The sequence below is a fragment of the Enterococcus sp. DIV2402 genome (assembly GCF_017426705.2).
Classification (GTDB): domain Bacteria; phylum Bacillota; class Bacilli; order Lactobacillales; family Enterococcaceae; genus Enterococcus_F; species Enterococcus_F lowellii.
Genome location: NZ_CP147251.1, coordinates 2740217 through 2763054, shown reverse-complemented (window position 1 = coordinate 2763054; position 22838 = coordinate 2740217). Strand labels below are relative to the sequence as shown.

21 protein-coding genes and 1 other RNA gene are annotated in these 22838 nt (G+C 34.8%); 17 read left to right on the top strand and 5 right to left on the bottom strand.

Annotation, left to right across the window (positions count from 1 at the left end):
• Positions 1-77: 77 nt before the first annotated feature.
• Positions 78-905, bottom strand: coding sequence for an AraC family transcriptional regulator (locus DOK78_RS13435; protein ID WP_207941793.1), 828 nt, complete (start codon positions 903-905; stop codon positions 78-80).
• A gap of 116 nt (positions 906-1021) precedes the next feature.
• On the opposite strand from DOK78_RS13435, the gene DOK78_RS13430 reads away from it, so the two are divergent.
• The 3 genes from DOK78_RS13430 (at position 1022) to DOK78_RS13420 (ending at position 4468) form a co-directional block, all read left to right on the top strand.
• Positions 1022-1900, top strand: coding sequence for an EamA family transporter (locus DOK78_RS13430; RefSeq protein WP_207941845.1), 879 nt, complete (start codon positions 1022-1024; stop codon positions 1898-1900).
• A gap of 277 nt (positions 1901-2177) precedes the next feature.
• Positions 2178-3365 (top strand): elongation factor Tu, encoded by a 1188-nt coding sequence (gene tuf / locus DOK78_RS13425; RefSeq protein WP_207941794.1) that lies wholly within the window; start codon positions 2178-2180, stop codon positions 3363-3365.
• 164 nt (positions 3366-3529) lie between these two features.
• Complete coding sequence (locus DOK78_RS13420) at positions 3530-4468, top strand: hypothetical protein (RefSeq protein ID WP_207941795.1); 939 nt, start codon at positions 3530-3532, stop codon at positions 4466-4468.
• A gap of 75 nt (positions 4469-4543) precedes the next feature.
• Here DOK78_RS13420 and trmD read toward each other — a convergent pair whose 3' ends face one another.
• Positions 4544-5281 carry a tRNA (guanosine(37)-N1)-methyltransferase TrmD gene (trmD, locus tag DOK78_RS13415; RefSeq protein ID WP_207941846.1) on the bottom strand — a complete coding sequence of 246 codons (738 nt, stop codon included), beginning with the start codon at positions 5279-5281 and terminating at the stop codon, positions 4544-4546.
• On the bottom strand, positions 5271-5795 hold the full coding sequence (gene rimM, locus DOK78_RS13410) for a ribosome maturation factor RimM (protein ID WP_207941796.1): 525 nt from the start codon (positions 5793-5795) through the stop codon (positions 5271-5273). The genes trmD and rimM overlap by 11 nt, the downstream gene beginning before the upstream one ends.
• A gap of 114 nt (positions 5796-5909) precedes the next feature.
• On the opposite strand from rimM, the gene DOK78_RS13405 reads away from it, so the two are divergent.
• The 5 genes from DOK78_RS13405 to DOK78_RS13385 all read left to right on the top strand — a co-directional run bounded on the left by DOK78_RS13405 (position 5910) and on the right by DOK78_RS13385 (position 10945).
• Entirely contained in the window at positions 5910-6596 is a 687-nt protein-coding gene (locus DOK78_RS13405; protein WP_207941797.1) for a response regulator transcription factor, read from the top strand.
• A complete protein-coding gene (locus DOK78_RS13400) occupies positions 6593-7579 on the top strand; it encodes a sensor histidine kinase (protein WP_207941798.1) in 987 nt (328 codons plus the stop codon). The genes DOK78_RS13405 and DOK78_RS13400 overlap by 4 nt, the downstream gene beginning before the upstream one ends.
• A 92-nt stretch (positions 7580-7671) precedes the next feature.
• A complete protein-coding gene (locus DOK78_RS13395) occupies positions 7672-8433 on the top strand; it encodes an ABC transporter ATP-binding protein (protein WP_207941799.1) in 762 nt (253 codons plus the stop codon).
• 1 nt (position 8434) lies between these two features.
• The gene (locus tag DOK78_RS13390) at positions 8435-10447 is read left to right on the top strand and encodes an FtsX-like permease family protein (RefSeq protein WP_207941800.1); all 2013 of its coding nucleotides are present in this window, start codon (positions 8435-8437) and stop codon (positions 10445-10447) included.
• A gap of 63 nt (positions 10448-10510) precedes the next feature.
• Positions 10511-10945, top strand: coding sequence for a universal stress protein (locus DOK78_RS13385; protein WP_207941801.1), 435 nt, complete (start codon positions 10511-10513; stop codon positions 10943-10945).
• 54 nt (positions 10946-10999) lie between these two features.
• Here the strand turns inward: DOK78_RS13385 and DOK78_RS13380 are convergent, their stop codons facing one another.
• Positions 11000-12427, bottom strand: coding sequence for a peptidoglycan DD-metalloendopeptidase family protein (locus tag DOK78_RS13380; RefSeq protein WP_207941802.1), 1428 nt, complete (start codon positions 12425-12427; stop codon positions 11000-11002).
• Between the two features lie 194 nt (positions 12428-12621).
• On the opposite strand from DOK78_RS13380, the gene DOK78_RS13375 reads away from it, so the two are divergent.
• Entirely contained in the window at positions 12622-13284 is a 663-nt protein-coding gene (locus tag DOK78_RS13375; protein WP_207941803.1) for a winged helix-turn-helix domain-containing protein, read from the top strand.
• A 12-nt stretch (positions 13285-13296) separates the two neighbouring features.
• On the top strand, positions 13297-13761 hold the full coding sequence (locus DOK78_RS13370; RefSeq protein ID WP_207941804.1) for a GAF domain-containing protein: 465 nt from the start codon (positions 13297-13299) through the stop codon (positions 13759-13761).
• Positions 13762-13843: 82 nt separating this feature from the next.
• Here the strand turns inward: DOK78_RS13370 and DOK78_RS13365 are convergent, their stop codons facing one another.
• A complete protein-coding gene (locus DOK78_RS13365) occupies positions 13844-15391 on the bottom strand; it encodes a helix-turn-helix domain-containing protein (protein WP_243430627.1) in 1548 nt (515 codons plus the stop codon).
• A 143-nt stretch (positions 15392-15534) separates the two neighbouring features.
• Between DOK78_RS13365 and DOK78_RS13360 the strand changes: the two genes are divergently transcribed.
• The 7 genes from DOK78_RS13360 (at position 15535) to DOK78_RS13330 (ending at position 22830) form a co-directional block, all read left to right on the top strand.
• Positions 15535-17094 (top strand): PTS transporter subunit EIIC, encoded by a 1560-nt coding sequence (locus DOK78_RS13360; RefSeq protein WP_207941805.1) that lies wholly within the window; start codon positions 15535-15537, stop codon positions 17092-17094.
• 4 nt (positions 17095-17098) lie between these two features.
• Positions 17099-18454, top strand: a complete 1356-nt coding sequence (locus tag DOK78_RS13355; RefSeq protein ID WP_207941806.1) for a class-II fumarase/aspartase family protein — start codon at positions 17099-17101, stop codon at positions 18452-18454.
• A gap of 13 nt (positions 18455-18467) precedes the next feature.
• The gene (locus tag DOK78_RS13350; RefSeq protein ID WP_207941807.1) at positions 18468-18935 is read left to right on the top strand and encodes a PTS sugar transporter subunit IIA; all 468 of its coding nucleotides are present in this window, start codon (positions 18468-18470) and stop codon (positions 18933-18935) included.
• A 304-nt stretch (positions 18936-19239) separates the two neighbouring features.
• Positions 19240-19606, top strand: a transfer-messenger RNA (tmRNA) gene (ssrA, locus tag DOK78_RS13345).
• A 217-nt stretch (positions 19607-19823) separates the two neighbouring features.
• Complete coding sequence (locus DOK78_RS13340; protein ID WP_207941808.1) at positions 19824-20657, top strand: PRD domain-containing protein; 834 nt, start codon at positions 19824-19826, stop codon at positions 20655-20657.
• 2 nt (positions 20658-20659) lie between these two features.
• On the top strand, positions 20660-22060 hold the full coding sequence (locus DOK78_RS13335) for a PTS transporter subunit EIIC (protein ID WP_207941809.1): 1401 nt from the start codon (positions 20660-20662) through the stop codon (positions 22058-22060).
• Positions 22057-22830, top strand: a complete 774-nt coding sequence (locus tag DOK78_RS13330; protein WP_207941810.1) for a ChbG/HpnK family deacetylase — start codon at positions 22057-22059, stop codon at positions 22828-22830. Before DOK78_RS13335 ends, DOK78_RS13330 begins: the two co-directional genes overlap by 4 nt.
• Positions 22831-22838 lie beyond the last annotated feature (8 nt).

The window sequence follows — 22838 nt, the reverse complement described above, 5'->3', positions numbered from 1 at the left end:
ATTAAGTATATTAATTAAATGAAGATTTGTAAATAGTTAAACTAAAAAAAATACTCCTACATTTTTGAAGGAGCAGTTTAATTAAATTGTTTACGAAATTTGAGTGGTGTGCAATGATATTTTTGCTTGAACTTTGTAATGAAATAACTAATATTGTTAAAGCCTACAAAGTAACAAATTTCTGAAATGGAATAATCTGTTGCTTGTAATAATTCTTTCGCTTTATTTAACCGAAAATCAATGACGTAATTAATAGGTGAAAGCTGTGTATATTGGTTAAATAATGCTGTGCACTTATTTTTGTTAATCGGAATTGATTGCGCAATGTCATCTACAGAAAGCTGCTTTTGATAATTCGCATGGACAAAATCTAACAATTCATAGATAGGCAGAGGTCTTTTTTCAAAGAATCTTTTATCTGTTTTTACTTGCGATAAGATTCCTAATAATAATTCGTAGAGACTAAAGTAATTAAGATTGTTTGGGGATGAAATGATTTCTTTTAAGATAGCCTCTTGTCGAGTATTTAACTGAACAGACGTGAAGATAAAATTTGTCTGCTGTTGAATGGGAGTCACAATTTTTTGATAAAATAATTCATTGATGAATAATGGTGAAAAATCGATACAAAGATAGTCTACTTTTTTACTAAGTGGTTTTGCACTATGTAATTTTGAACTATTAATTAAAATACCTGATGATGAAGATAAGGGGACTGTATGTGCTTCAATAGAATAATTTAGTGTACCCTCAATCACCCAAATAAATTGAAATTCTTTGTGCCAATGAGGCATGATTGTATCTTGTTGCTGCTGGTTCAGTGTTCGTTGGTAAATAGCCAAAGGGAAATCGTCAGTAATATGCTGAGTCATTTCATTTTGCGATGCGTTAACTTCAAAATACATTAATTGTTCCTACCTTTACAGAATAATGATAAAAATAGCCAGAATATTGAAAGATTTATATGGATATGAAAACTATAATAATATAATACAAAAAAGAAAGAAAGAGGAGAAGGCTTATTAAAACGAGAGGAATTTTATCTGCTTGTACAGCAGCAAGTTTATGGGCAATTTCTGGTGTTTCCGGGCAGTTGTTATTCGAACAATTTCATTTTTCAGCGAGTTGGTTAGTAGCTACCCGATTATTACTGGCGGGGATTATTTTATTAGTGATAGCTTTTGTTCGAAATAAATATCAAGTCTTTCAACCTTTTAAAGACAAAAAAGATTTTTTTGACTTACTTGCGTTTTCTATTTTAGGCATGTTTTTAGTTCAATTTACTTATTTTAAAACCATTGAATTAAGTAATGCTTCATTTGCGACAATTGTTCAATATACGGGTCCTTTTTTCGTTGTTTTATATGAGTCCTTGAAAGCAAAAAAAATGCCATCATTTGTAACTCTATTTTTGATGGGAATCACGTTATTTGGGGTCATTTTAATTGCTTCGAAAGGTGAAATATTGACGGTGTTTACTTCGAGGGATTCTTTAGTTTGGGGAATTGGTTCAGCAATTGCTTTAGCGTTTTATTCTATCCAACCAAGAAATTTATTGCGAAAATATGGTAGCTTTACGATTGTAGGTTGGGGAATGGTTTTAGGAAGTGTAGTAGCTAATTGTTTTCACCCAATCTGGCAAGTAGATGGAATGATAACTAGGGAATCATTCGTGCAGCTGTTAATTGTTGTTCTTTTTGGTACAGCTATTGCGTATTTAATTTACTTATCCAGTTTAAAATTTATCTCTGCTTCATTGGCGAGTATCTTAACTGCATTTGAGCCAATTTTAGCTACAGTTCTATCTGTTTTATTTTTTCATTTGACGTTTTCATGGTTAGAAATTATTGGATTTATTTGTGTCTTAGGTTCCATTTTAGTTTTACAAAAGAGAGTTTAAAAGAAACGAGATCAGGCTTTCTAGTTTCTTTTTTTACGTATGTTATTAAAGACTACTCACTGATTTCCTATACATAAATCATCAGCTTATTCGTTAAATATAGCAAGAGAGTAGTCAAAGAAATGAAGATAGGTGTTTTTTGAAGCATGTTAATTGACTTTGACCAATTTTGACGTATAATAAGTTTAGATTCGATACTTATATAAAGTAAGTGTTGAATCTATAAAATCGAAAACTAAAATAGCTTTTCGATCAACTTATATAGGAGGTTTGTAAAATGGCAAAACAACATTATGACAGAAGTAAACCACACGTTAATATCGGAACAATCGGGCATGTCGATCATGGGAAAACTACTTTGACGGCTGCAATCACTACAGTATTAGGAAAACAAGGCCTAGCAAACCCGCAAGATTACGGTAGCATTGATGCAGCGCCTGAAGAACGTGAACGTGGGATTACGATTAATACAGCACATGTTGAATATGAAACACATGCAAGACACTATGCACATATTGATGCACCAGGTCATGCGGATTATGTAAAAAATATGATTACCGGTGCTGCACAAATGGATGGCGCAATTTTAGTTGTTTCCGCAACAGATGGTCCAATGCCTCAAACACGTGAACATATTTTACTTTCACGTCAAGTTGGCGTAAAACATTTGATTGTCTTTTTGAATAAAATTGATTTAGTCGATGACGACGAATTAATTGATTTGGTAGAAATGGAAGTTCGAGAATTACTTACAGAATACAATTTTCCAGGCGATGATATTCCAGTTATCAAAGGTTCTGCATTACGAGCTTTAGAAGGTGATGCACAAGCCGAGGCAGCAATTATGGAATTGATGGACGCTGTGGATCAATTTATTCCAACACCAGATCGTGAAAATGACAAACCATTCTTATTGCCAGTTGAAGATGTATTTTCAATTACTGGTCGAGGAACTGTTGCATCAGGTAGAATTGAACGTGGGACAGTTTCCGTTGGTGATGAAGTAGAAATCATTGGTATCAAAAATGAAACAAAAAAAGCCGTGGTAACAGGAATTGAAATGTTCCGTAAAACATTAGATTATGGCGAAGCAGGCGATAATGTAGGGATTTTATTACGTGGAGTGACCCGCGATGAAATTGAAAGAGGGCAAGTATTAGCAAAACCTGGTTCTATCACGCCACATACGCAATTTAAAGCAGAAATTTATGTGTTGACGAAAGAAGAAGGTGGTCGTCATACGCCATTCTTTAATAACTATCGTCCACAATTTTATTTCCGTACAACTGACGTTACAGGAACGATTCAATTACCAGAAGAAGTGGAAATGGTGATGCCTGGCGATAACGTGACCATTGATGTTGATTTAATTCATCCAATTGCTGTTGAACAAGGTACAACGTTCTCTATTCGTGAAGGTGGACGGACTGTTGGTTCAGGAATGGTTACAGAAATTAAAAAATAGCAACGAACTCTCTAGGAAATTTTTCTAGGGAGTTTTTTTATAAACTAGTCAGTAATGTTCGTTTTATGGTTAATGAAAACGCATTATTTGACACGTATTTGATACTCCGATAGACTTTTAAGTAACATTTTTATTAAAAAAGTGTGACAAAAGGAGGAGAAAAAATGGAACGACCGTATGTAAAATCATTAGAGAAAATTGCGACACAGTTAGAACTATCTTTAGACAAGCCAACGTCAACAATCTATGGTGTAATGAATGGGTATAAATTTTGTCTAATTCCATTCAACGAAACATACCGTTTTACATTGAAATTCTCATTAAAGCAAGAAAATGAATTACCAGATGCTAATTTGTTAAAAGAAATTGTTGCAGAATCAAAAAGTATTGTCGAATGCCAAGTGCAAGGACATCAAGTTTTTTATGTATTAAAAACTGGAATGACTGCGAATAAAAGCGCAGAGAAACTACAAGAAGTGTTACCATTAATTACACAATTTTTAGCTAGCAATTATTTTCAAAATTGTTGTCAAAATTGTGGTGCAGAAGGTGAAGATGTTTATAATGTAGCTGGGACACCAGTTATTTGTTGTGAAACCTGTTTTAAAGAATATTCCGAAGCGGTAAATGCGAATGAACAGGCAAAAAATCAAAAGAAAGAAAATATTGTTGCTGGATTAGTGGGTGCTTTTTTAGGGAGTGTACTTGGTGTAATTGCCATTATTGTTTTAGGACAATTAGGCTATGTAGCGGCACTATCAGGGATTGTTTTAGCTATTTGCTCATTAAAAGGGTACGAGTTACTTGGAGGTAAGCTAAGCAAGCAAGGGATTATTGGCAGTAGTATCATTATGATTATCATGGTGTATGTTGGGATGCGCTTAGATTGGTCCATTAGCGTTGCTAGCTATTATCAAGAAGCAGATGTTTTCAGTGCTTTCCGTCTAATGCCACAGCTATTAAGTGAAGGTTATGTTGAATCAAGTGCTTACTATGGTAACCTTGCTATGTTGTATCTATTTACAGCATTAGGAGCGATTCCGACAATTTTAAATGTCTTACGTAATCGTAAATTAGGCAGTGAGAGTTATAAATTAAGTTAAGGAATAAAAAATACAACCTGCTTTAAACGATATAAAAACACTCTTTCGCGAGTATTTATCGCGAAAGAGCGTTTTTTACTGCTCTTCTTTTTGAATTTCTGTCAGTAATTTCTTCATTTGCTGGGTTAGTTCTAATTTTTCTAACATATCTGGACGACGTAAATAGGTCCGACGTAACGATTCTTTTAACTGCCATTCTTCGATCAATTTATGATTACCGTTCATTAAAACAGCAGGTACATCCATGTCATTAAACGAAGCAGGACGTGTGTATTGAGGATGTTCTAACAACCCTGTAGAATGAGAGTCTGTTTGAGCAGAAATATTATTGCCTAAGACGTCGGGTAGTAAACGAACCGTTGCATCAATCATTACCATGGCACCTAATTCTCCGCCAGTCAAGACGTAATCCCCTAAAGAAACTTCATCCGTCACTAAAGAGCGGATACGTTCATCATATCCTTCATAATGTCCGCAAATAAACACAAGATGTTCTTCTTCTGAAAATTCTTCAGCCATTGCTTGATTAAATGGCTTACCCGCTGGATCAAGTAAGATGACTCGTTTTTTAGTGGGAGGTGTCTCTTTTTCAATGGCTTTGATATTGTCGTAGATGGGTTGAACTTTTAACAACATACCTGCGCCACCGCCGTAAGGATAATCATCCACTGTTTGATGTTTGTTATCCGAATAGTCACGGAAATTGGAAACATTCATTTCGAGTAAGCCTTTTTCGCGGGCTTTACCGATAATTGATTCGCCCATTGGACCTTCAAACATTCGTGGGAAAAGAGTTAAGACATCAATCCGCATCATCTAACAACCCTTCTGGAATTTCTACATGCACTTCATTAGCATCTAAATCAATTTCTTTAACTACTGATTCGATATAGGGGATTAAAGCGTCTTTTTCTCCTTTGCGTTGAACAACCCAAACATCGTTCGCACCTGGAGATAAAATTTCTTTGATTTTTCCAAGTAAGTTACCTTGTTCATCAATGACATTTAACCCAATAATTTCATAGTAATAATATTCGTTTTCTTCCAAGTCTGTTAGAAATTCTTCTGCTACTTTTAAAATTCCATCACGAAAGGGTTCTACATCATTGATAGTTGGATAGCCTTCAAAGGTTAATAAATCAAAATTCTTATGTTTACGATGGCCAGATACAGTTACATCTAACGGAGCGTTGCCTTTACGGAACAATGTTAATTTTGCGCCTTTTTGATAACGTTGTTCAGGGAAATCTGTTTGAGAAATCACACGGACTTCACCACGAATTCCATGGGTATTAACAATTTTACCGACATTTAAATATTCAGTCACTTTTCTTCCTCATTTCTTTTAAAGTCCTACTTATTTTAGCATGGTTAGCAATTGAATTCTAGATTTCTTACTTTGAACTTTTATGTTATAACTAAATTGAAGGAGATTGACTGTATGAAAAAAACAATTTATTTAATTGAAGACGATGAAACGATTGTGACGGTTGTGAAAAAACATTTGGAAAATTGGGATTATCATGTCGTTTCTCCACAAAATTTTCAAGCGATACTGGCAGAATTTCAAATTCTCACCCCCGACTTAATTTTGTTAGATATTTCGTTGCCGTATTTTAATGGTTTTTATTGGTGCCAAGAAATTCGCAAATTTTCAGAAGTACCGATTATTTTTCTATCATCTGCAGAAGAGAAGATGAATCAGATTATGGCGATGAATATGGGGGCAGATGATTTTGTTGCAAAACCATTTGATTTAGGTGTTTTAGTAGCAAAAATCCAAGCTCTTTTGCGCCGAAGTTATCAGTATGGACAACCTGTCTTGACCTATCAATTGGGAGTGGTTACGTTTAATCCTTTAGAAAATCAGTTGAAATCAGCTGTTGACTTAGTCACTTTGTCACCGACTGAAACGCGAATTTTGGCAGCATTAATGCAAAAGCAAGGTGAGATTGTTTCCCGTGAAGAAATTATTCAGGCATTATGGAATAGCGATGAATTTATTGATAACAATACGCTAGCTGTTAATATGACACGTTTACGAAAAAAATTACAGAGCATAGGGATTGTTGATGTGATTCAAACTGTTAAGAATCGTGGATATGTGATTGAAAAGGAGTTCAAATGAAACTGATAGGGAATTATTTGAAAGAAAATATCAAAGTTTACGTAATGTATGTGCTATTTACGGGGCTAACTCTTGCGACGATTTATTTATACGAATTACCGTTAGACTTGTTTTTGGATATCGCTTTGTTTTTAACATTCGTTTTGGTCGTGTATTCGTTGATTGAAGGGTATCGTTATCGTCAAAAAATTAAACAATTGCAACATCTTCAAGAACGATCTTTAACCTTACACAGTATGGCGTTTTTTCCAAAAGCAACGCAAAAGAATGAACAAATCTACCAAGAATTATTGCAAAAATTACTGCAAGAAAAAGAAATACAACAACAGCAGACTATCGAACAGCAAGAAATCTTTTTAGAAGATTTTGGCTTATGGATGCACCAAATTAAAACCCCCATTGCGGCGTTAGACTTACTAGTACAATCATCTGAAATAGATCGAAAATTGATGAAAAATGAACTGTTTAAAATCAATGAATGTCTACAATTGATGCTAAATTATTTACGTCAAAATTTAAGTCAGGAAGATTTAGTCATTGAAAAAATTCAATTAGAGCCCGTCGTCAAAAAGGTTTTAAAAAAATATGCGATTTTCTTTTCGCAAAAAAATTTACGCTTAGTATTAAAAGGATTGAATATAACAGTTTATACGGATCGGAAATGGCTGATTTTCATTTTGGAACAAGTGGTGTTTAATGCGATTAAATATACAGAAAACGGAGAAATTGCCCTTTGCTGGGAAAATCAACTTGTTATTGCGGATACAGGAATGGGCATTCGACCAGAAGACGTGCCAAGGGTATTTGAAAAAGGGTATACAGGTTATAACGGTCGTGAACAACAACGTGCAAGTGGGTTAGGTCTCTATTTATGTACCATTGTAGCTGAAAAAATTGGCATCAGTTTGTCACTTACTTCTGAATTGGGAAAAGGCACAAAAGTCATGCTTGATTTTCCAACTGAACAAAATTTTAACGAATAATCCAAACTTACAGTTCTGTAAGTTTGGATTTCTTTTTGTAAGTGGTGAAAGGAAACAACTAACGGTATGATAAATAAAAAAGGAGGAGCACAATGACACGCTTATTAACCGTAAAAAATGTGAAAAAAACCTATCAAAGTCGTTTGAATGGTCAACCAGTTGAAGCGCTACGACATATGAATTTTACAGTAGAACAAGGAGAATACGTAGCGATTATGGGAGAATCAGGCTCAGGGAAAAGCACGTTACTTAATTTAATTGCGACTTTAGATAAACCAACAGCTGGTTTAATTCAGCTTGAACAAATGAATCTAAGTGAAATTCCAGAAAAAGAAGCCGCGAATTTTCGAAGAGAGCATCTAGGTTTTGTTTTTCAAGATTTTAACTTATTAGAAAATTTTTCTGTCAAAGATAATATTTTATTGCCGCTAGTCTTATCGCGGATGCCGCATTCTAAAATGCAAACGCGTTTAATATCTGTCACCACGGCTTTAGGGATTGATTCTCTAATAGAAAAATATCCGTATGAGCTATCAGGAGGACAACAGCAACGAGTGGCGATTGCTCGTGCCATCGTCACACAACCCGAATTACTTTTAGCAGATGAACCCACAGGAGCATTAGATTCAAAAACTTCTAGTCAATTATTACAAGTGTTAGAACGTTTAAATGATAACGGGCAAACTATTTTAATGGTTACGCATAGCTCTTTAGCAGCTAGTCATGCGAATCGGGTGCTTTTTATTAAGGATGGTCAAGTTTTTCATCAGATCTATCGTGGCGAAAAAGACAATCAACAATTTTTTGAGACGATTACAGAAACAATGACTGCTTTAGTGGCAAAGGGGGGATAAAATGTTTTTTGCAAAATTAAGTTGGCAAAACATTCGGAAAAATCTTCCCATCTATTTACCTTTTTTGATAGCAATGACGTTAATGGTAGCGATTAATACGACAATTTATTTATTGGTACACAATGCTGGGATGGATACGCTCACTGAAAGAGGAGGCGTACGTCACGCTTTTTATCTCGGACAAATTGTTATTGTCGTGTTCACATGGATTTTTGCCATTTACGCTAATCAATTCTTGATGAAGCAACGGACACGTGAATTAGGTCTTTTTCATGTGTTAGGATTAGGCAAACAAGAGTTGTATCAAGTCGTTTTTTGGGAAATTATCTATGGCTTGCTGTGTTCGCTGATGAGTGGGTTACTGGCAGGATTTGTATTATTTAAGTTTACGGCGCTTGTTTTAGTAAAAATGTTAGATATTGGAAAAGTGTTTACTACCCAAATGACAATGGCTAGCATCTTAATGATAACCTTGGAATTTTTGTTGATATTCGGTGTTTTATTTGCGTTGAATTGTCGTCAAATTTATCGAACGAATCCCATTGAATTATTGACTAGTGATAAGAAAGGCGAAAAAGAACCGAAAGCACGAATTATTATGACCGTTATTGGCGGTATTTCTTTAGTTGTCGGTTATGGAATTGCCTTAAGTATTCATTCGCCAATGCAAGCCATGTTTTTATTTTTAATTGCGGTATTATTTGTTGTTTTAGGAACGTATTTGCTCTTTATTGGAGGAAGTATTACGTTACTGAAATTTCTAAAAAAACGACCTGAAATTTATTATCGACCGCGTTCGTTTGTGGCTATTTCGGGAATGATGTACCGTATGAAGCAACATGCGGCGGGGTTAGCGAGTATTTGTATTTTGTCAACGATGGCGCTAATTACGATTGCGATGACTGCTAGCTTGTATTTTGGCCGACAAGCAGAATTAGATGCTGAATATGCGTATGACATTACGTTCACGCCTTCAATAAAAATGACTACCGTGCAAGATACTACCTATGAGTTAGCGGAAAAAATGAATATCCAGATTACAGATTCGTTGAATATAAAAACATTTCAGGCAGTACCTTATGGGCAGAAAAACGGTCAGCTAACATGGGTGAGCGATTCAGATGCAAGTTTTAGTAGTGCGGCTGAATTTATTTCAGCGACTTATTACCGCTTTATTTCCGTAGATGAATACAATCATGCAACCAATTCGACGTATTCATTGAAAAAAGATGAGGTGATGGTTGATCAGTTAGGAAGCAAAACCAATGAAAAAGAAATTCATTTTAAAGATAGTCAAACATTTAAAGTAGTAAAAAATACGAATCGATTAGCACCGATTTTTCAAGAAATTCCATTACCAACTGTATTGCTTGTTTTTAGCAATGAAGAGCAAATCAAGCAAGTGTTAGAAGAAACGATACCTGAAATAACAGAAGGTAGACGGATTATTGAAAAAGAATATCGTTGGTCCTTTAATTTTGTCGAAGATGACCGTAAGCAGCGACTAAACTTTGTTGAAGGCTTTACTAAGATAGTTAATGAAAGTAGTTTAAATAGTCAACGTTCGTATTCGTATAGCTTGAAAACTAAAGATGTGGCGATTGAAAGTGCGCATGTTTTTGATGGCAGTTTCTTTTTTATTGGCTTGCTATTAAGTATTGTTTTTATGCTAGCAACGACATTAATTATTTATTTCAAACAAATTTCAGAAGGATTGGAAGATCGTCGTCGTTTTATCATTATGCAAAAAGTTGGAATGAGTCAACAAGAGGTGAAAAAAACCATTCATCAGCAGGTTATTATGGTGTTTAGCTTACCTTTAATTGTGGCGTTAAGTCATGTAGTATTTGCTTTTCCAATGATGAAACAATTACTATTATTATTTGAAATTACCCAAAGTGATATATTTGTTAAAGCAACTATCAGTGTTGTTCTCTGCTTTATTTTGCTTTATTTAGTCGTCTATTCTTTGACAGCCAAAATTTATTATCACCTAGTCGAACGAGAAATTTAATTATCGTGAGTTTTGCTTGTTGGAAACGACAGTGTTATAATAAAGAAAAAGGAGGCGCTTACAATGTTAGAAACTTATAAAAATTTATTAGTTGCCGTAGATGGTTCCGCCAAGTCAGAAAAGGCATTTGATGAAGCCGTTGCAATTGCTAAACGTAATCAGTCAACAGTCTACTTAGCATGGATTATTAATGATGTTGAGTTGACAACAAGTGCTTATGCGTTTTCCAAATTGTTACAAGATGAAAAAACTTTTGTTGAAGATTTCATGGAGAAGAAAGTTGAAGAAGTAAAAGCTGCGGGAATTGATGATGTACATGTAGTCATCGAAGTTGGGTCGCCAAAACGTAAAATTGCTGTCGATATTCCTGAAGAATACGATATCGATTTAATTATCATGGGCTCGACAGGAAAAGGCGCAATTTCGCAAGCTTTAATTGGTTCCACAACGGCATTTGTAGTCAACCATGCAGTTTGTAATGTGATGGTTGTCAAATAAGTAAAAAAAGAACGAGCATTGTTTTTGCTCGTTCTTTTTTTCTACATAATGAAATTAAGCGCCAATAAAGGGTGCTGGATTTACAAAACCGGACCAAACGCCAGTTCCAATACCAAAGTGTAAATGAACACCGGTTGAATTACCTGTTGTCCCCATACCTCCGACAGTGGCACCTTGGCTCACAGTTTGTCCGTTAGCAACGCCAATGCTGCTTAAGTGTAAATAGTGAGAGAAATAACCATCACCATGATCGATAATGACATAATTACCACCACTAGGATCAAACCCAGTTTGGACAACTGTTCCAGATTTCGCTGCAAAAATTGGAGTACCTGATGAACCAACTAAATCAATACCATTGTGAAATTCTGTGCCGGCACCTGTTGGGTTAGCACGCATACCAAATGGACTTGAAACAGAAATACTACTTACAGGAGATGCCCAACCAGATGAATTTGAAGATGAAGCAGCAGGTGTTTCATCTTTTTCTTCGACAGGTTGTTCCACAACTGGTTCTTCAACAGCTGGAGCTTCTTGACGCTCAACTTTTGTTTCAACAGCTGGAGCCGCAACTTCTAGATTTTCACGCTCAACTTTAGTTGTGGCTGGTTCAGGGACAGCAACTGATTGCGTCTCTTCTTGAATCGCTGCTTGTTCAGCATTTGTTTGAGCTTGTTGTTGGGCTGCTTGTTCTTGTGCTTGACGTTCTGCTTCAGCTGCTGCACGAGCTTCTTCTTCAGCAATTTTCTTACGTGCTGCTTCTTCACGAGCTCGTTGTTCAGCTAAAGCTTTTAATTGTTCTTGACGCTTACGTTCCGCTTCTTCTTTTTGTTTGATGAATTTTTGTTTTTGTTTTTTCTCAGTAGCTACGGATACTTGAATTTCTTGAATCGCCACTTCCTGGTCCAGTTGAGCTTCAACTAACTCTTGTTGCTTTTCATGTAATTCTGCGCTTTTTTCCTCAATTACGCGTATACGTTCTTCTGATTCAATGGATAATTCTTCTAAGCGTTCTTTATCTTTTTGTTGTTCTTGAAGAATTTCATTATTAGCATCAACAATTGTATTTAATGCTAAAGCACGACCGAATGCTTCATTAATTGATTCAGAATTGATAATTGCTGCTAGAAAATCATCAGTATTATGATTGACTTGCACATCACGCGCTTGCTCTTTCAATTTTTCATCTCGTTGAGCAATCACTTCTTTCAAATCTGCAATTTCTGTATTTATTTCATTTAGACGCTGTTCTTCTTTCAATTTTGAAGCTAATACGTCTTCTATTTCTTGCTCAATTTGACCAATGTGTGTTTGAAGTTCTTGTAATTTTTTCTCCGCATTTTTTTGATCTTTTTCTAGAGCTTCAATTTTTTGGTCTTGTTCTTGAATTTTTGCATCAAATTCGTCTGCTACAGCAAGAGCAGGACTAGCTAATAAAACAGCTAACAAAGTCATTGATGCGACTTTTTTTAACTTAATCATAAATAACCTCGCACTTTTTTTAATGTTCACTTCATCCAATATAATGAAACAATGTGAGTTTTGTGTGAGGGAATGAAAATTTGTTAAAAAAATCTTTAATTTTAACCTAATTGAAATAATCCTAAACGATTTGACACAATCTGTTATTTGGAAAAAATATTCTTCATTGTATAATGTGGGAGAGGTGAGATATAATGAATATCCAATTACTATCGCATCAACCAGAAAGCTATCAACCATATATCCAGTGGTTAAAAACCGAATTACCATTTGCCGCTTGTACGCTTTCTAATAAAATTGAAAAGAATCAAGACTTAATTTTTGTGTTTCCAGACCAGTTCAAACGCTTTGAATGGCGACCACTTGCAGAAGAGTCTAAGGAAAAGACATGGTATATCTGTTTTGATGATGCCTTAACTGCTGAAGAACGATGTCAATTGCTAAACGAAGGCATGGATCTTATTTGGGATTTTTCAATGGAAAAAAATGAATGGATTGCTCGGATTAAAGCCATTTTTCGTATCATTGAACGCTATCGTTTACCAGAAGCTTTAAGTTATAATGAAGACGAATTAATTTTACAAACAGAGACACAACAAGTATATGTTGAACGACAAGAAGTGTTATTGACAGCTTCTGAATATCAATTATTATTGCAATTTATGCAACATCCTAATCGTATTTATTCCCGCGATGAATTGTTAGTGTTATTGAACAATCAGCGAGGAACCCATCGAGCAATCGATACTCACATAAAAAATTTACGTCGGAAAATTGCCTTAAAGAGCAGAAATTTTGAGTATATACGAACTGTTCATGGACGCGGCTATCGTTTTCAATATCAATTAGATGACTAAGGAGTGAACCATTTGGACAAAGAGAAAAAACGCCAAGCGTATGAATTATTGCTAGCCCAACAAAAAGGCTTATTAGAAGCAGAAACAAACTGGATTGCCAGTCTATCGAATTCTTCTGCCATCTTAAATGAAACATTAGAAAATACAGTGTTTGCCGGGTATTATTTATTTGAAGAAGGCGAATTAATTTTAGGTCCTTTTCAAGGCAGAGTATCGTGCACACGGATTAAATTAGGTAAAGGGGTCTGTGGCGAATCTGCCGAAAAACAAGTAACTTTGATTGTTGATAACGTTAAAGAACATGAAAATTATATTTCTTGTGACTCTGCAGCAATGTCTGAAATTGTTGTGCCAATGATTAAAGATGGTAAGTTGATTGGCGTATTAGATATTGATAGCAGCCAAACTCATAGTTACGATACCATTGACCGAGAATTTCTAGAAAAATATGTTGAATTAATGTTAAGCATTAAATAAAATTTTGCTATCAAAGAGTGCTAAAAACACCTGAATGTTAGAGAGGAATGTATTTGTCTCTAACGTTCAGGTGTTTTTTTATTTAGACAAAAAAATTGGGATAGGTGTCTTTTAAATAGTGACTGAGTGATTCCGACGGGCATTGTTGAATTTCAGAAACAAAATCAGCAGCGATTAGTTTACGGTGCGAATTATTTGAAAAATTTAATTTGGTTAAATAGTCGATGTCGGTCGGGTGGAAATAATAATTAACTTTAATATTTGGAAAACCATTTTCGTTTAAAATCGTAGAAATACGATTCGAGAAAGTCATCAGATTATCAAATTTTAAATATTTTAATTGATACAATTCGTTAATATTTAAAATAGCAATCACTTGTGTATCAAAGTAATAGAGTAACTGTTGTGAGAAAAAATTGCTTTTTTCTTTTGCTGAATTGGTGATAATGACAATTTTTTTCAAATTTCTACCAGCAATTTTATTTTTCAAGACATGTTCACGAAAAATTAAGGTTAACGTACTAAGTTGATGTTCATCAAGGGTGATTTTTTTTGATAAATAACGCTGGTAGCAATATTCGACCAATTGATATAAAAAAGAAAATTCTTTTTTGACGTCATCTAATTTATTGTCGTAAAAATCATAGTTTAAGAAATGGCGCATAATACATTTATAAAGATACTGATCGAGATTGCGCGCCAGTTGTTCTTTTGAGTAGAACGTAGTATGTATCCGATCCTCTACATAAGAAAATAACTGTGTGCGACAGGTTATGACTAATGAATCATTCGGGTACATAATTTTTCCATGATTATCTAAACTAGCCAATATCATACTCAAAGCGAAATCTTCCTGCTCGTGATGAAATAGTCTGTACTCATGAATTTTGACAGGTACATTGTTTCGATGGTCAATGAAATGCGTTAGCTGTTGTCTACGCAAACTAAGTGAATAATATACATACAGAAATTTCATGGAAGTATAGTTTAAAGTTAAGGCATGTTTGTTGATAAACTGATGCAATGAGCTTTCTTCAGCTATTGGGTCAAACAGATTATTGATTAAAGAATACAATAATTGCTCACAAGGATTATTTGCTTGTCGAGGAACGATTTTATTTTCTTCATCAATTTCAATAATTTTACTCAAAATTAACGCAGCTTTGATTCGTAAGGTTAATTCATCGCCAATAATTGAGACACCTTTTCCTCTAAATGAGTGCAAAGTCAGACCAGCTTGTTGAAGAAGCTGTGAGAAGATGGGGCGATCTTTTTTTTTCGTGGATTGACTGATTTCTAACAGCTCATAAAGCTTCGAAAAATTAGTAAAGTCATTGGTCATTGATAAACAAAGTAAGAATTGGAGACGTTCTTCTCCTGTAGTTGAAAAATCTGAAATAGTCAATTCTTGAATAAAATGAACAAATTCAGTATAACTCAGTTGGTTAATAATCGTTGATTCGGTAACAATAAATTGTTTATTCAAAGGTAAATAATCATTTAATGTGTGAATCGCTCGACGAATTGTTGCTGAGGAACGGTTGGTTTTATTTGCTAATAAGTCAATTTTGATTTGGTGTGCTTCTTGTACACGATTGGCAACATATAACGAAAATGTGTTGATAGTCATAAAATCATCTCCTAATGAAAGTATATCATGTTCATTTAGTCCTTCATGGTTATTTATTGAAAAGAAAAACGAACAACAATGAACCTTGTTGCGTAACCGATTTCAATTTATGCTAAGGTCATAAAATTAAAGGAGGAAATAAAATGAAAAAAGATAATATAAAGAAAGGAATACAAAAATTTGGTCGCTCGCTACTACTACCAATTGGGGTAATGGCTCCAATCGGTATGGTGATGGGATTAACGAATGCCTTAACACAAAGCTATATGGTTGAACAATTGGCATGGCTAGGCACGCCAGCTGTTCAAGCAATTTTAAATAGTTTAAAAACAATCACCAGCGTCGTATTTGAAAATATTCCGTTATTATTTGCCATGGGGGTTGCGTATGGAATGGCAAAAATTGATAAAGGAATTGCAGTGTTCTCTTCAGTTTTGGGATATGTGACCTTATTAATTGTTGTAAATGTTTATTTAACGCTCACTGGAGCTATAGCTGATGTTGAGGTAATGTCTGAAGTAGGACAAGGAATTGTTTTGGGGATTCAAACCTTGAAATTGGATGCAGCAGGTGGGATTATTGCTGGTTTAGTTGCTGCATATTGTACAGATAAATACTACAAGACACAATTACCACTAGCCTTTGCATTTTTTGGTGGAAAGAAATTTGTTCCGATTGCGACTTTCTTCTATATGATTGTCGTTGGGTTTATCATTCCGATTGTCTGGGGACTTTTTACTAAATTCTTAATCTTTATCTCACCAATCTTTATGAATGATGTTTTTGGTGTTGGTGTTTATTGGTTTGCACATCGAGCATTGATTCCATTTGGTTTGCATCATGTTTTAGCATCGATTGTTCGTTTTACTGAAGCGGGTGGGGTCTACATGATTGATGGCCAACAATATATTGGGATTTTAAATGCAGCAAACAAAGTATTGTTTGATTTAGGCCCAGATAATGCGGCTTGGAAATTAGCACCAGATTTATTCAAATATCTAGCAACTGGACAAATGTTGACTACATTATTCCGTGTTCCAGCAATTGGTTTGGCAATGTATCACACAGCCTTTTTAGATAATAAAAAAATTGCTAAAGGTGCTATTTTAACCGTTGTATTAACAGCTTTCTTAGGCAATATCACAGAACCATTAGAGTTTTCATTTCTATTTATCGCTCCACAATTGTTTGTTGTTTATGCGGTATTATGTGGAATTATGGCTATTCCATTGAACTTCTTAAATATCGGTATCGGTTATATTCGGGGAACTATTTTTGACTTTGGAATCTTTGGACTAATGTATGAAAATACAAACTGGTGGAATCTATTAATTTTAGGAGCAATTAACTTTGTTGTATTCTATTTTGTTTTCAAATTTGCGATTGTTCGCTTCAACTTAGAAACACTTGGGCGTGAAAAAGGCTTGAAAAACAATACGTTATTAGCTGAAAAACAATTTGATAAAATTGCGGCGATTGTTATTCAAGGTTTAGGTGGGAAAGAGAATATCAAAAATGTTGATAACTGTGTTTCTCGTTTACGTATTGACTTGAAAGATCAAACAAAAGTGGATGTAGAAGTGGTCAAGGATTCAGGAACATCCGGTGTATTTTTCCCACAAGAGAATCATATACACGTTGTATTTGGTCCTTATGTAGAATTTGTCCGCAATGCTGTGGACGATGAAATGAAGAAGGGGTGATTCCATGGGCGCATTATATGATTCGATGAGTAAATCATTGGATGATCGTGGTATCAAAAAACTGTTGAGTAGCAAGGCAAAATACCAAACATGGTTGGATGTAGAAGCAGCTTTAGCTCAAGCACAAGGTGAATTAGGCGTGATTCCTAAAGAAGCAGCAGAAACGATTGTTCAAAAGGCGAAAGTTGAAAATCTAGACTTTATTAAAATGGATGAAATTTATCGGAAAGTGGGACATGGATTTGTCCCTTTCCTAAAAGTTTTTGTTTTAGCTTGTGGAGAAGAGAGTGGTAAATATATTCACTATGGTGCAACAACACAAAACATTCAACAGACATCACAAAATTTAGTAGCCAAACAAATTCATGCGCAATTCTTAGCTTTTACAAAAGATATTTTAAATAATTTAGCAACTTTAGCAGAGCAAGAAGCGGATTCAGTCATGGCAGGGAGAACGCATGGAAAACATGCCATTCCAATCACGTATGGGTATAAAGTAGCGGTTTGGATTTCAGAAATTTTACTTTCAGTAGAACGTATGCAGGAAGTAGAAAAAAGAGTGTTTACAACCATGATGGGTGGAGCAGTGGGGGCTTTCAATTCAACGGGAGAAATCGGAATAGCTGTTCAAGAGAGAGTGGCAGAAATTTTAGAAATGCCTGCGATGATGATTCCTTCACGAAATATTAGCTCACCTAAAATTGAATACATTAACTGTATCGCTTTATTAGCTAATAATTTACACAAAATTGCAGAGGAAATTTTTCAAACATCAATTGAAGAATTCGGTGAAGTGTCAGAAGGCTTTAGTAAAGGGACAGTTGGTAGTAGTACAATGCCACATAAAATCAATCCTAAATTATCAAAAGGTATGATTGCTAACGCACAAAAACTATATAGTTTAACTTCTGTAGGTTACTATTCAGCAGCACGTCCCTTTGAAGCAGATAGTACATCAAATATGTTATTTGATGGCATTGTCACAGAAGCAATGGAACTAATGACAGAAATTTTGATTCGTGCGGAAGAATTAACTCGTACATTAACTATTCATAGAGAACGGTTAGCTCAAAATGCGGATATGAATAAAGGGTTGGATAATAGTGAATATATCATGATGTTCTTTGCACAACGGATTGGTAAAGATAAAGCACATGAATTGGTTTATGAGTTAGCAATTGAATCAGAACTGACAAAGCAAAATTATCGTGATGTATTGTTGGCTAATGAGGATGTGCGAACAGCCTTTACCGAAGATGAATTATTAGAAATGTTAAAACCAGAAAATTATACAGGTCTTGCTAGTCAATTAGCAAAAGAAGTTGCTCAAAAATGTCGTGAGGTTGTGGCACAGTTATAAGAAAGGATAGGTTATGTTTAATTTATTTAAAAAGAAAAGAAATGAAATTGCTAGTCCGATGACAGGTCAAGTGATCCCTATTACTGAAGTAGAAGATGCGGTATTTTCTTCAAAAGCAATGGGTGATGGTTTTGCCGTTCAACCATCTGAAGGAAAGGTATATGCACCGATTAAAGGAAAAATCACTAGTATTTTTCCAACTAAACATGCTTTAGGACTAGTCGATGAAAAAGGGTTGGAGGTATTACTCCACATTGGTATTGATACAGTCGAATTGGCAGGAAATGGTTTTGACATTTTAGTTCAAGAAGGTGCAGAAGTCGATTTTGATACACAATTGGCAACTGTCGATTTAGACTATCTAAAATCCAAAAACAAACCGACAACTACGATGGTCATTTGGACGAATGGTGAAAGTGCGACACTGGATATTAAAACAGGCCAATATACAGCTAAAACAGTAATTGGTGAAGTGAAATAAAAAAGACGAGACAGGAAGTTCTGAAATACCTTCTGTCTCGTTTTATTATTTACCATTACCCGAGAGAATCCCGTATAACCAATCAAAAGGTGCAAAGAATAATTCTTCCATAATCTCGTCCTCCTTTTTATATAAAAAATAGTAGCATGAAAAACGATTACAATTAGATGAGTTTTGTTACATTTTGTAAAATTTTACGTCAATTATGACAAATGTTGATTAGTCAAGACTGGTCAAAACTTTTTAGTTGAAATCAAGCGGAGTTGTGTTATACTAATATTCGGTAGCAATACCCCCTTTATAAGGGGGCGTTACGGATTCGACAGGCATAGTTCGAACTTGAATTGCGCTTCGTAGGTTACGTCTACGTAAAAACGTTACAGTTAAATATAACTGCTAAAAACAATAACTCTTACGCTTTAGCTGCCTAAAAACAGTTAACGTAGATCCTCCCGGCATCGCCCATGTGCTCGGGTCAGGGTCCTATTCTAAGTGGGATACGCTAAATTTTTCCGTCTGTAAAATTTAGAAGAGATCATCAGACTAGCGATATAAGTAGCCTGTCACTCGGCGATTTATTAAGCGAATCTCTTAAATAGAACTGACTATGAGCGTAGATTTTTGAGTGGCGATATGTTTGGACGCGGGTTCGACTCCCGCCGCCTCCATATGGCTAAAAAGCTTCAAATCATTGTTTAACAATGATTTGAAGCTTTTTTATGTCAATTGTTGGCAAGGTAGTCTCTTTATTGCTAGAAAAAATATTGACAGCGTTTTCTAAATGTGGTAAATTATGAAAAATAAATGGATTGTTACTCTCTGGAGGCATTACCATACCTGAAAGGGGTGGAGTATGCATTCAGGGAGTTTTTTTGTGGGGTGAAAGTAATGAAAGTGATAAAAAAAATCAATAACAATGTTGCTGAGTGTGTGGATAGTAAAGGCAACCATTTAATTGCGTTTGGAAAAGGCATTGGGTTTCCTAAAACGCCATATGAATTAGCAGACCTTAGTCAAATTACAATGACATTTTATAAGTTGAATAAACATTTTGAGTTATTGCTAAATGAAATATCTGAAGAAATTATGGATGTTAGTACAGAAATAGTGGTTATGGCACAAAAAGAATTAAACGAACAATTAAATCCTACGTTGGTTTTTAGTTTAGCCGATCATATTCAATTTGCCATCCAAAGTTTATCAACTTATAAAGACGCTAAATTAAATTATTCACATGAGATGGAGCAATTGTATCCTAAAGAAACTCATTTAGCGACGGAAGCAGTAAAAATTATTCAAAGAAAACTCTTAGTTTCTTTACCGAAAAGTGAAATCACGAGTATAACGATTCATTTTTTGAACAGTCAAGAAGAATATAAAATGACACAAGAAGAATTGGCAATTGATGAAACGATTGAACAAATTACAAGTTTAGTAGAAGACGAGCTGGATATAGCAATCGATCGTCAAGAATTTAATTATAATCGATTTCAAATGCATATGTTGTATTATTTCAAGCGAGTGAGAAATGATGGGCAGTTTATCAACAAAAGTAATCATTTATTAGACAGTATAAAAAAAGAGCATCAACAAATTTTTGAAATTGCTGTGAAAGTAGCAATCTTGATTAAAGAACGTTTACGGATTGAAACGTCGAATGATGAGTTATTGTATTTGATGATCCATATCAACCGATTATATGAAAAAAATATGGAGGGATAAGTATGAGTGAGAAGTATCAACAAATGGCAGAGAATATTTTAATAAGTATTGGAGGAAAGGATAACGTTGCTAATGCGACTCATTGTATGACGAGACTTCGTTTAAATTTGAAAGATGCTAGTATTGTAAATGAAGCAGAAATAAAACAAATCAATGGTATATTAGGGGTAGCACAATCCGGTGGTCAATTTCAAATTATTATTGGTCAAACGGTGCCACGGGTATATGAAGCTTTCATGCAACAAGCAGGATTACAAGAAGAAACTTTGGGCAGTATTTCATCTGATAAAAAGGAAAAATTAACGTTTAAATCTGCAGGCAATAAAATTTTAGATGGATTAGCAGGCAGTTTAACCCCACTGATTCCAGTTTTAGTTGCTGCATCTATGTTTAAAATGGCAGTTGCTTTGCTAGGTCCCTCTATGTTAGGGATTTTGGCAGAAGGAAGCGACCTATTTACGTTATTAACTTTTGTAGGGGATGCAGGATTTTATTTTTTCCCAATCATGATTGGGTATACAGCCAGTCGTAAATTTGGCGTAACACCTGTTTTGGGCATGTTTTTGGGTGGAATTTTGATTCATCCCGTTTTAATTCAATTGGCAACAGAAGGAGTCAACTTTACCGTTTTTGGTATTCCTGCCAACACTCAAAATTATACGAGTACAGTTATTCCAATTATTTTATCTGTTTGGATTATGTCATATATTGAAGGCTTTTTAAAAAAAATGATCCCTGCTACTTTAGCTACTATTTTTGTTCCGACATTAACAATAGTAATTATGTTGCCAATTTCATTAATTGTCTTAGGTCCAATCGGATTTATCGTAGGGGAATACATCAGTCGTTTCTTATTATCCTTGGATTCTTTAGGTGGTTTCTTAGCTGTCGCAGTAATTGCAGCATTGTGGCAATTTTTGGTTATGACAGGTATGCACCTATTAATGATTACTACGATGATTACAGTATTTGCTCAGAGTGGTCAAGAATCTGTGGTATCACCAGCTGCTGTCGTAGCAAGTATGTGTGTAGCTGGAATGAGTTTAGGAGCATTTTTAAGAATTAGAAATAAAGAAGAGAAGGCCTTAGCATTTTCCTTTTTAATCGCTTCATTTATTGGAGGTGTGACCGAACCAGCGTTGTATGGCTTAGGAGTACGCTATAAAAAACCATTTATTGGATTGATTGTCGGCGGTTTTGTTGGCGGTTTGTATGCAGGAATTACAGGTGTAACAATGTACTCTTTAATCCCAGTTGCTAGTTTTATTTCAATGACCGGATTTTTTGGAGGGACAAATGCGAATACGATTAATGGCTTGATTGCGTGTGGTCTTGGTTTTGTTGTAACAGCAATTGTGACTTATGGATTAGGTGTAACAAGTAAAGAGAAGGTGAAAATATGAATAAAATTTTATTGAGAGCGGATGATTTAGGTTATTCAGAAGCTGTAAACTACGGTATTGAAAAATCGGTGAAAGAAGGATTGATTCAAAGTGTGGGCGTAATGGTCAATATGCCAGCAACACAACATGGTGTTTCATTACTAATAAACGAGGATATTGCATTTGGGCAACATACGAATATTTGTGTGGGAAAACCAATTTCTGATGCTACACAGATTCCATCAATGGTAGATGAAAAGGGGAATTTTAAATCTTCAAAAGAATATCGTGAAGCCACATCAGATTTTGTCGTTTTTGAGGAAGCTTTGATTGAAATTGAAGCACAATATCATCGTTTTTTAGCATTATTTGGTAAGAAGCCCGATTATTTTGAAGGTCATGCGATTGCTAGTGCGAACTTTTTTAAAGCATTAGAGTTTTTTGCAAAAGAGCATGACTTAGTCTATTCAGGATTACCTGAGGAAGCGGAGCCTAATTCCTTAGAAAAAGATGCTTCTGTTCAAATTAATCAGACAAAAGTTTATTTGATAATGGAGAGTATGAGTAAAAACTATAATCCATATCAAACATTTGAGAACATGCTTGATCATTTGCATGAAGATGGTGTGAGTATGATGATTTTTCATCCAGGATACTTAGATGCGTTTATTTTAGCTAATTCTTCTCTATTGATTCCACGTACACAAGAAGTGGAAATGTTGATTGATCCTAGAGTAAAACAACAAATTATTGAAAGAGACATTGAATGTATTGATTACAGAAAGTTATAAGAAAAACT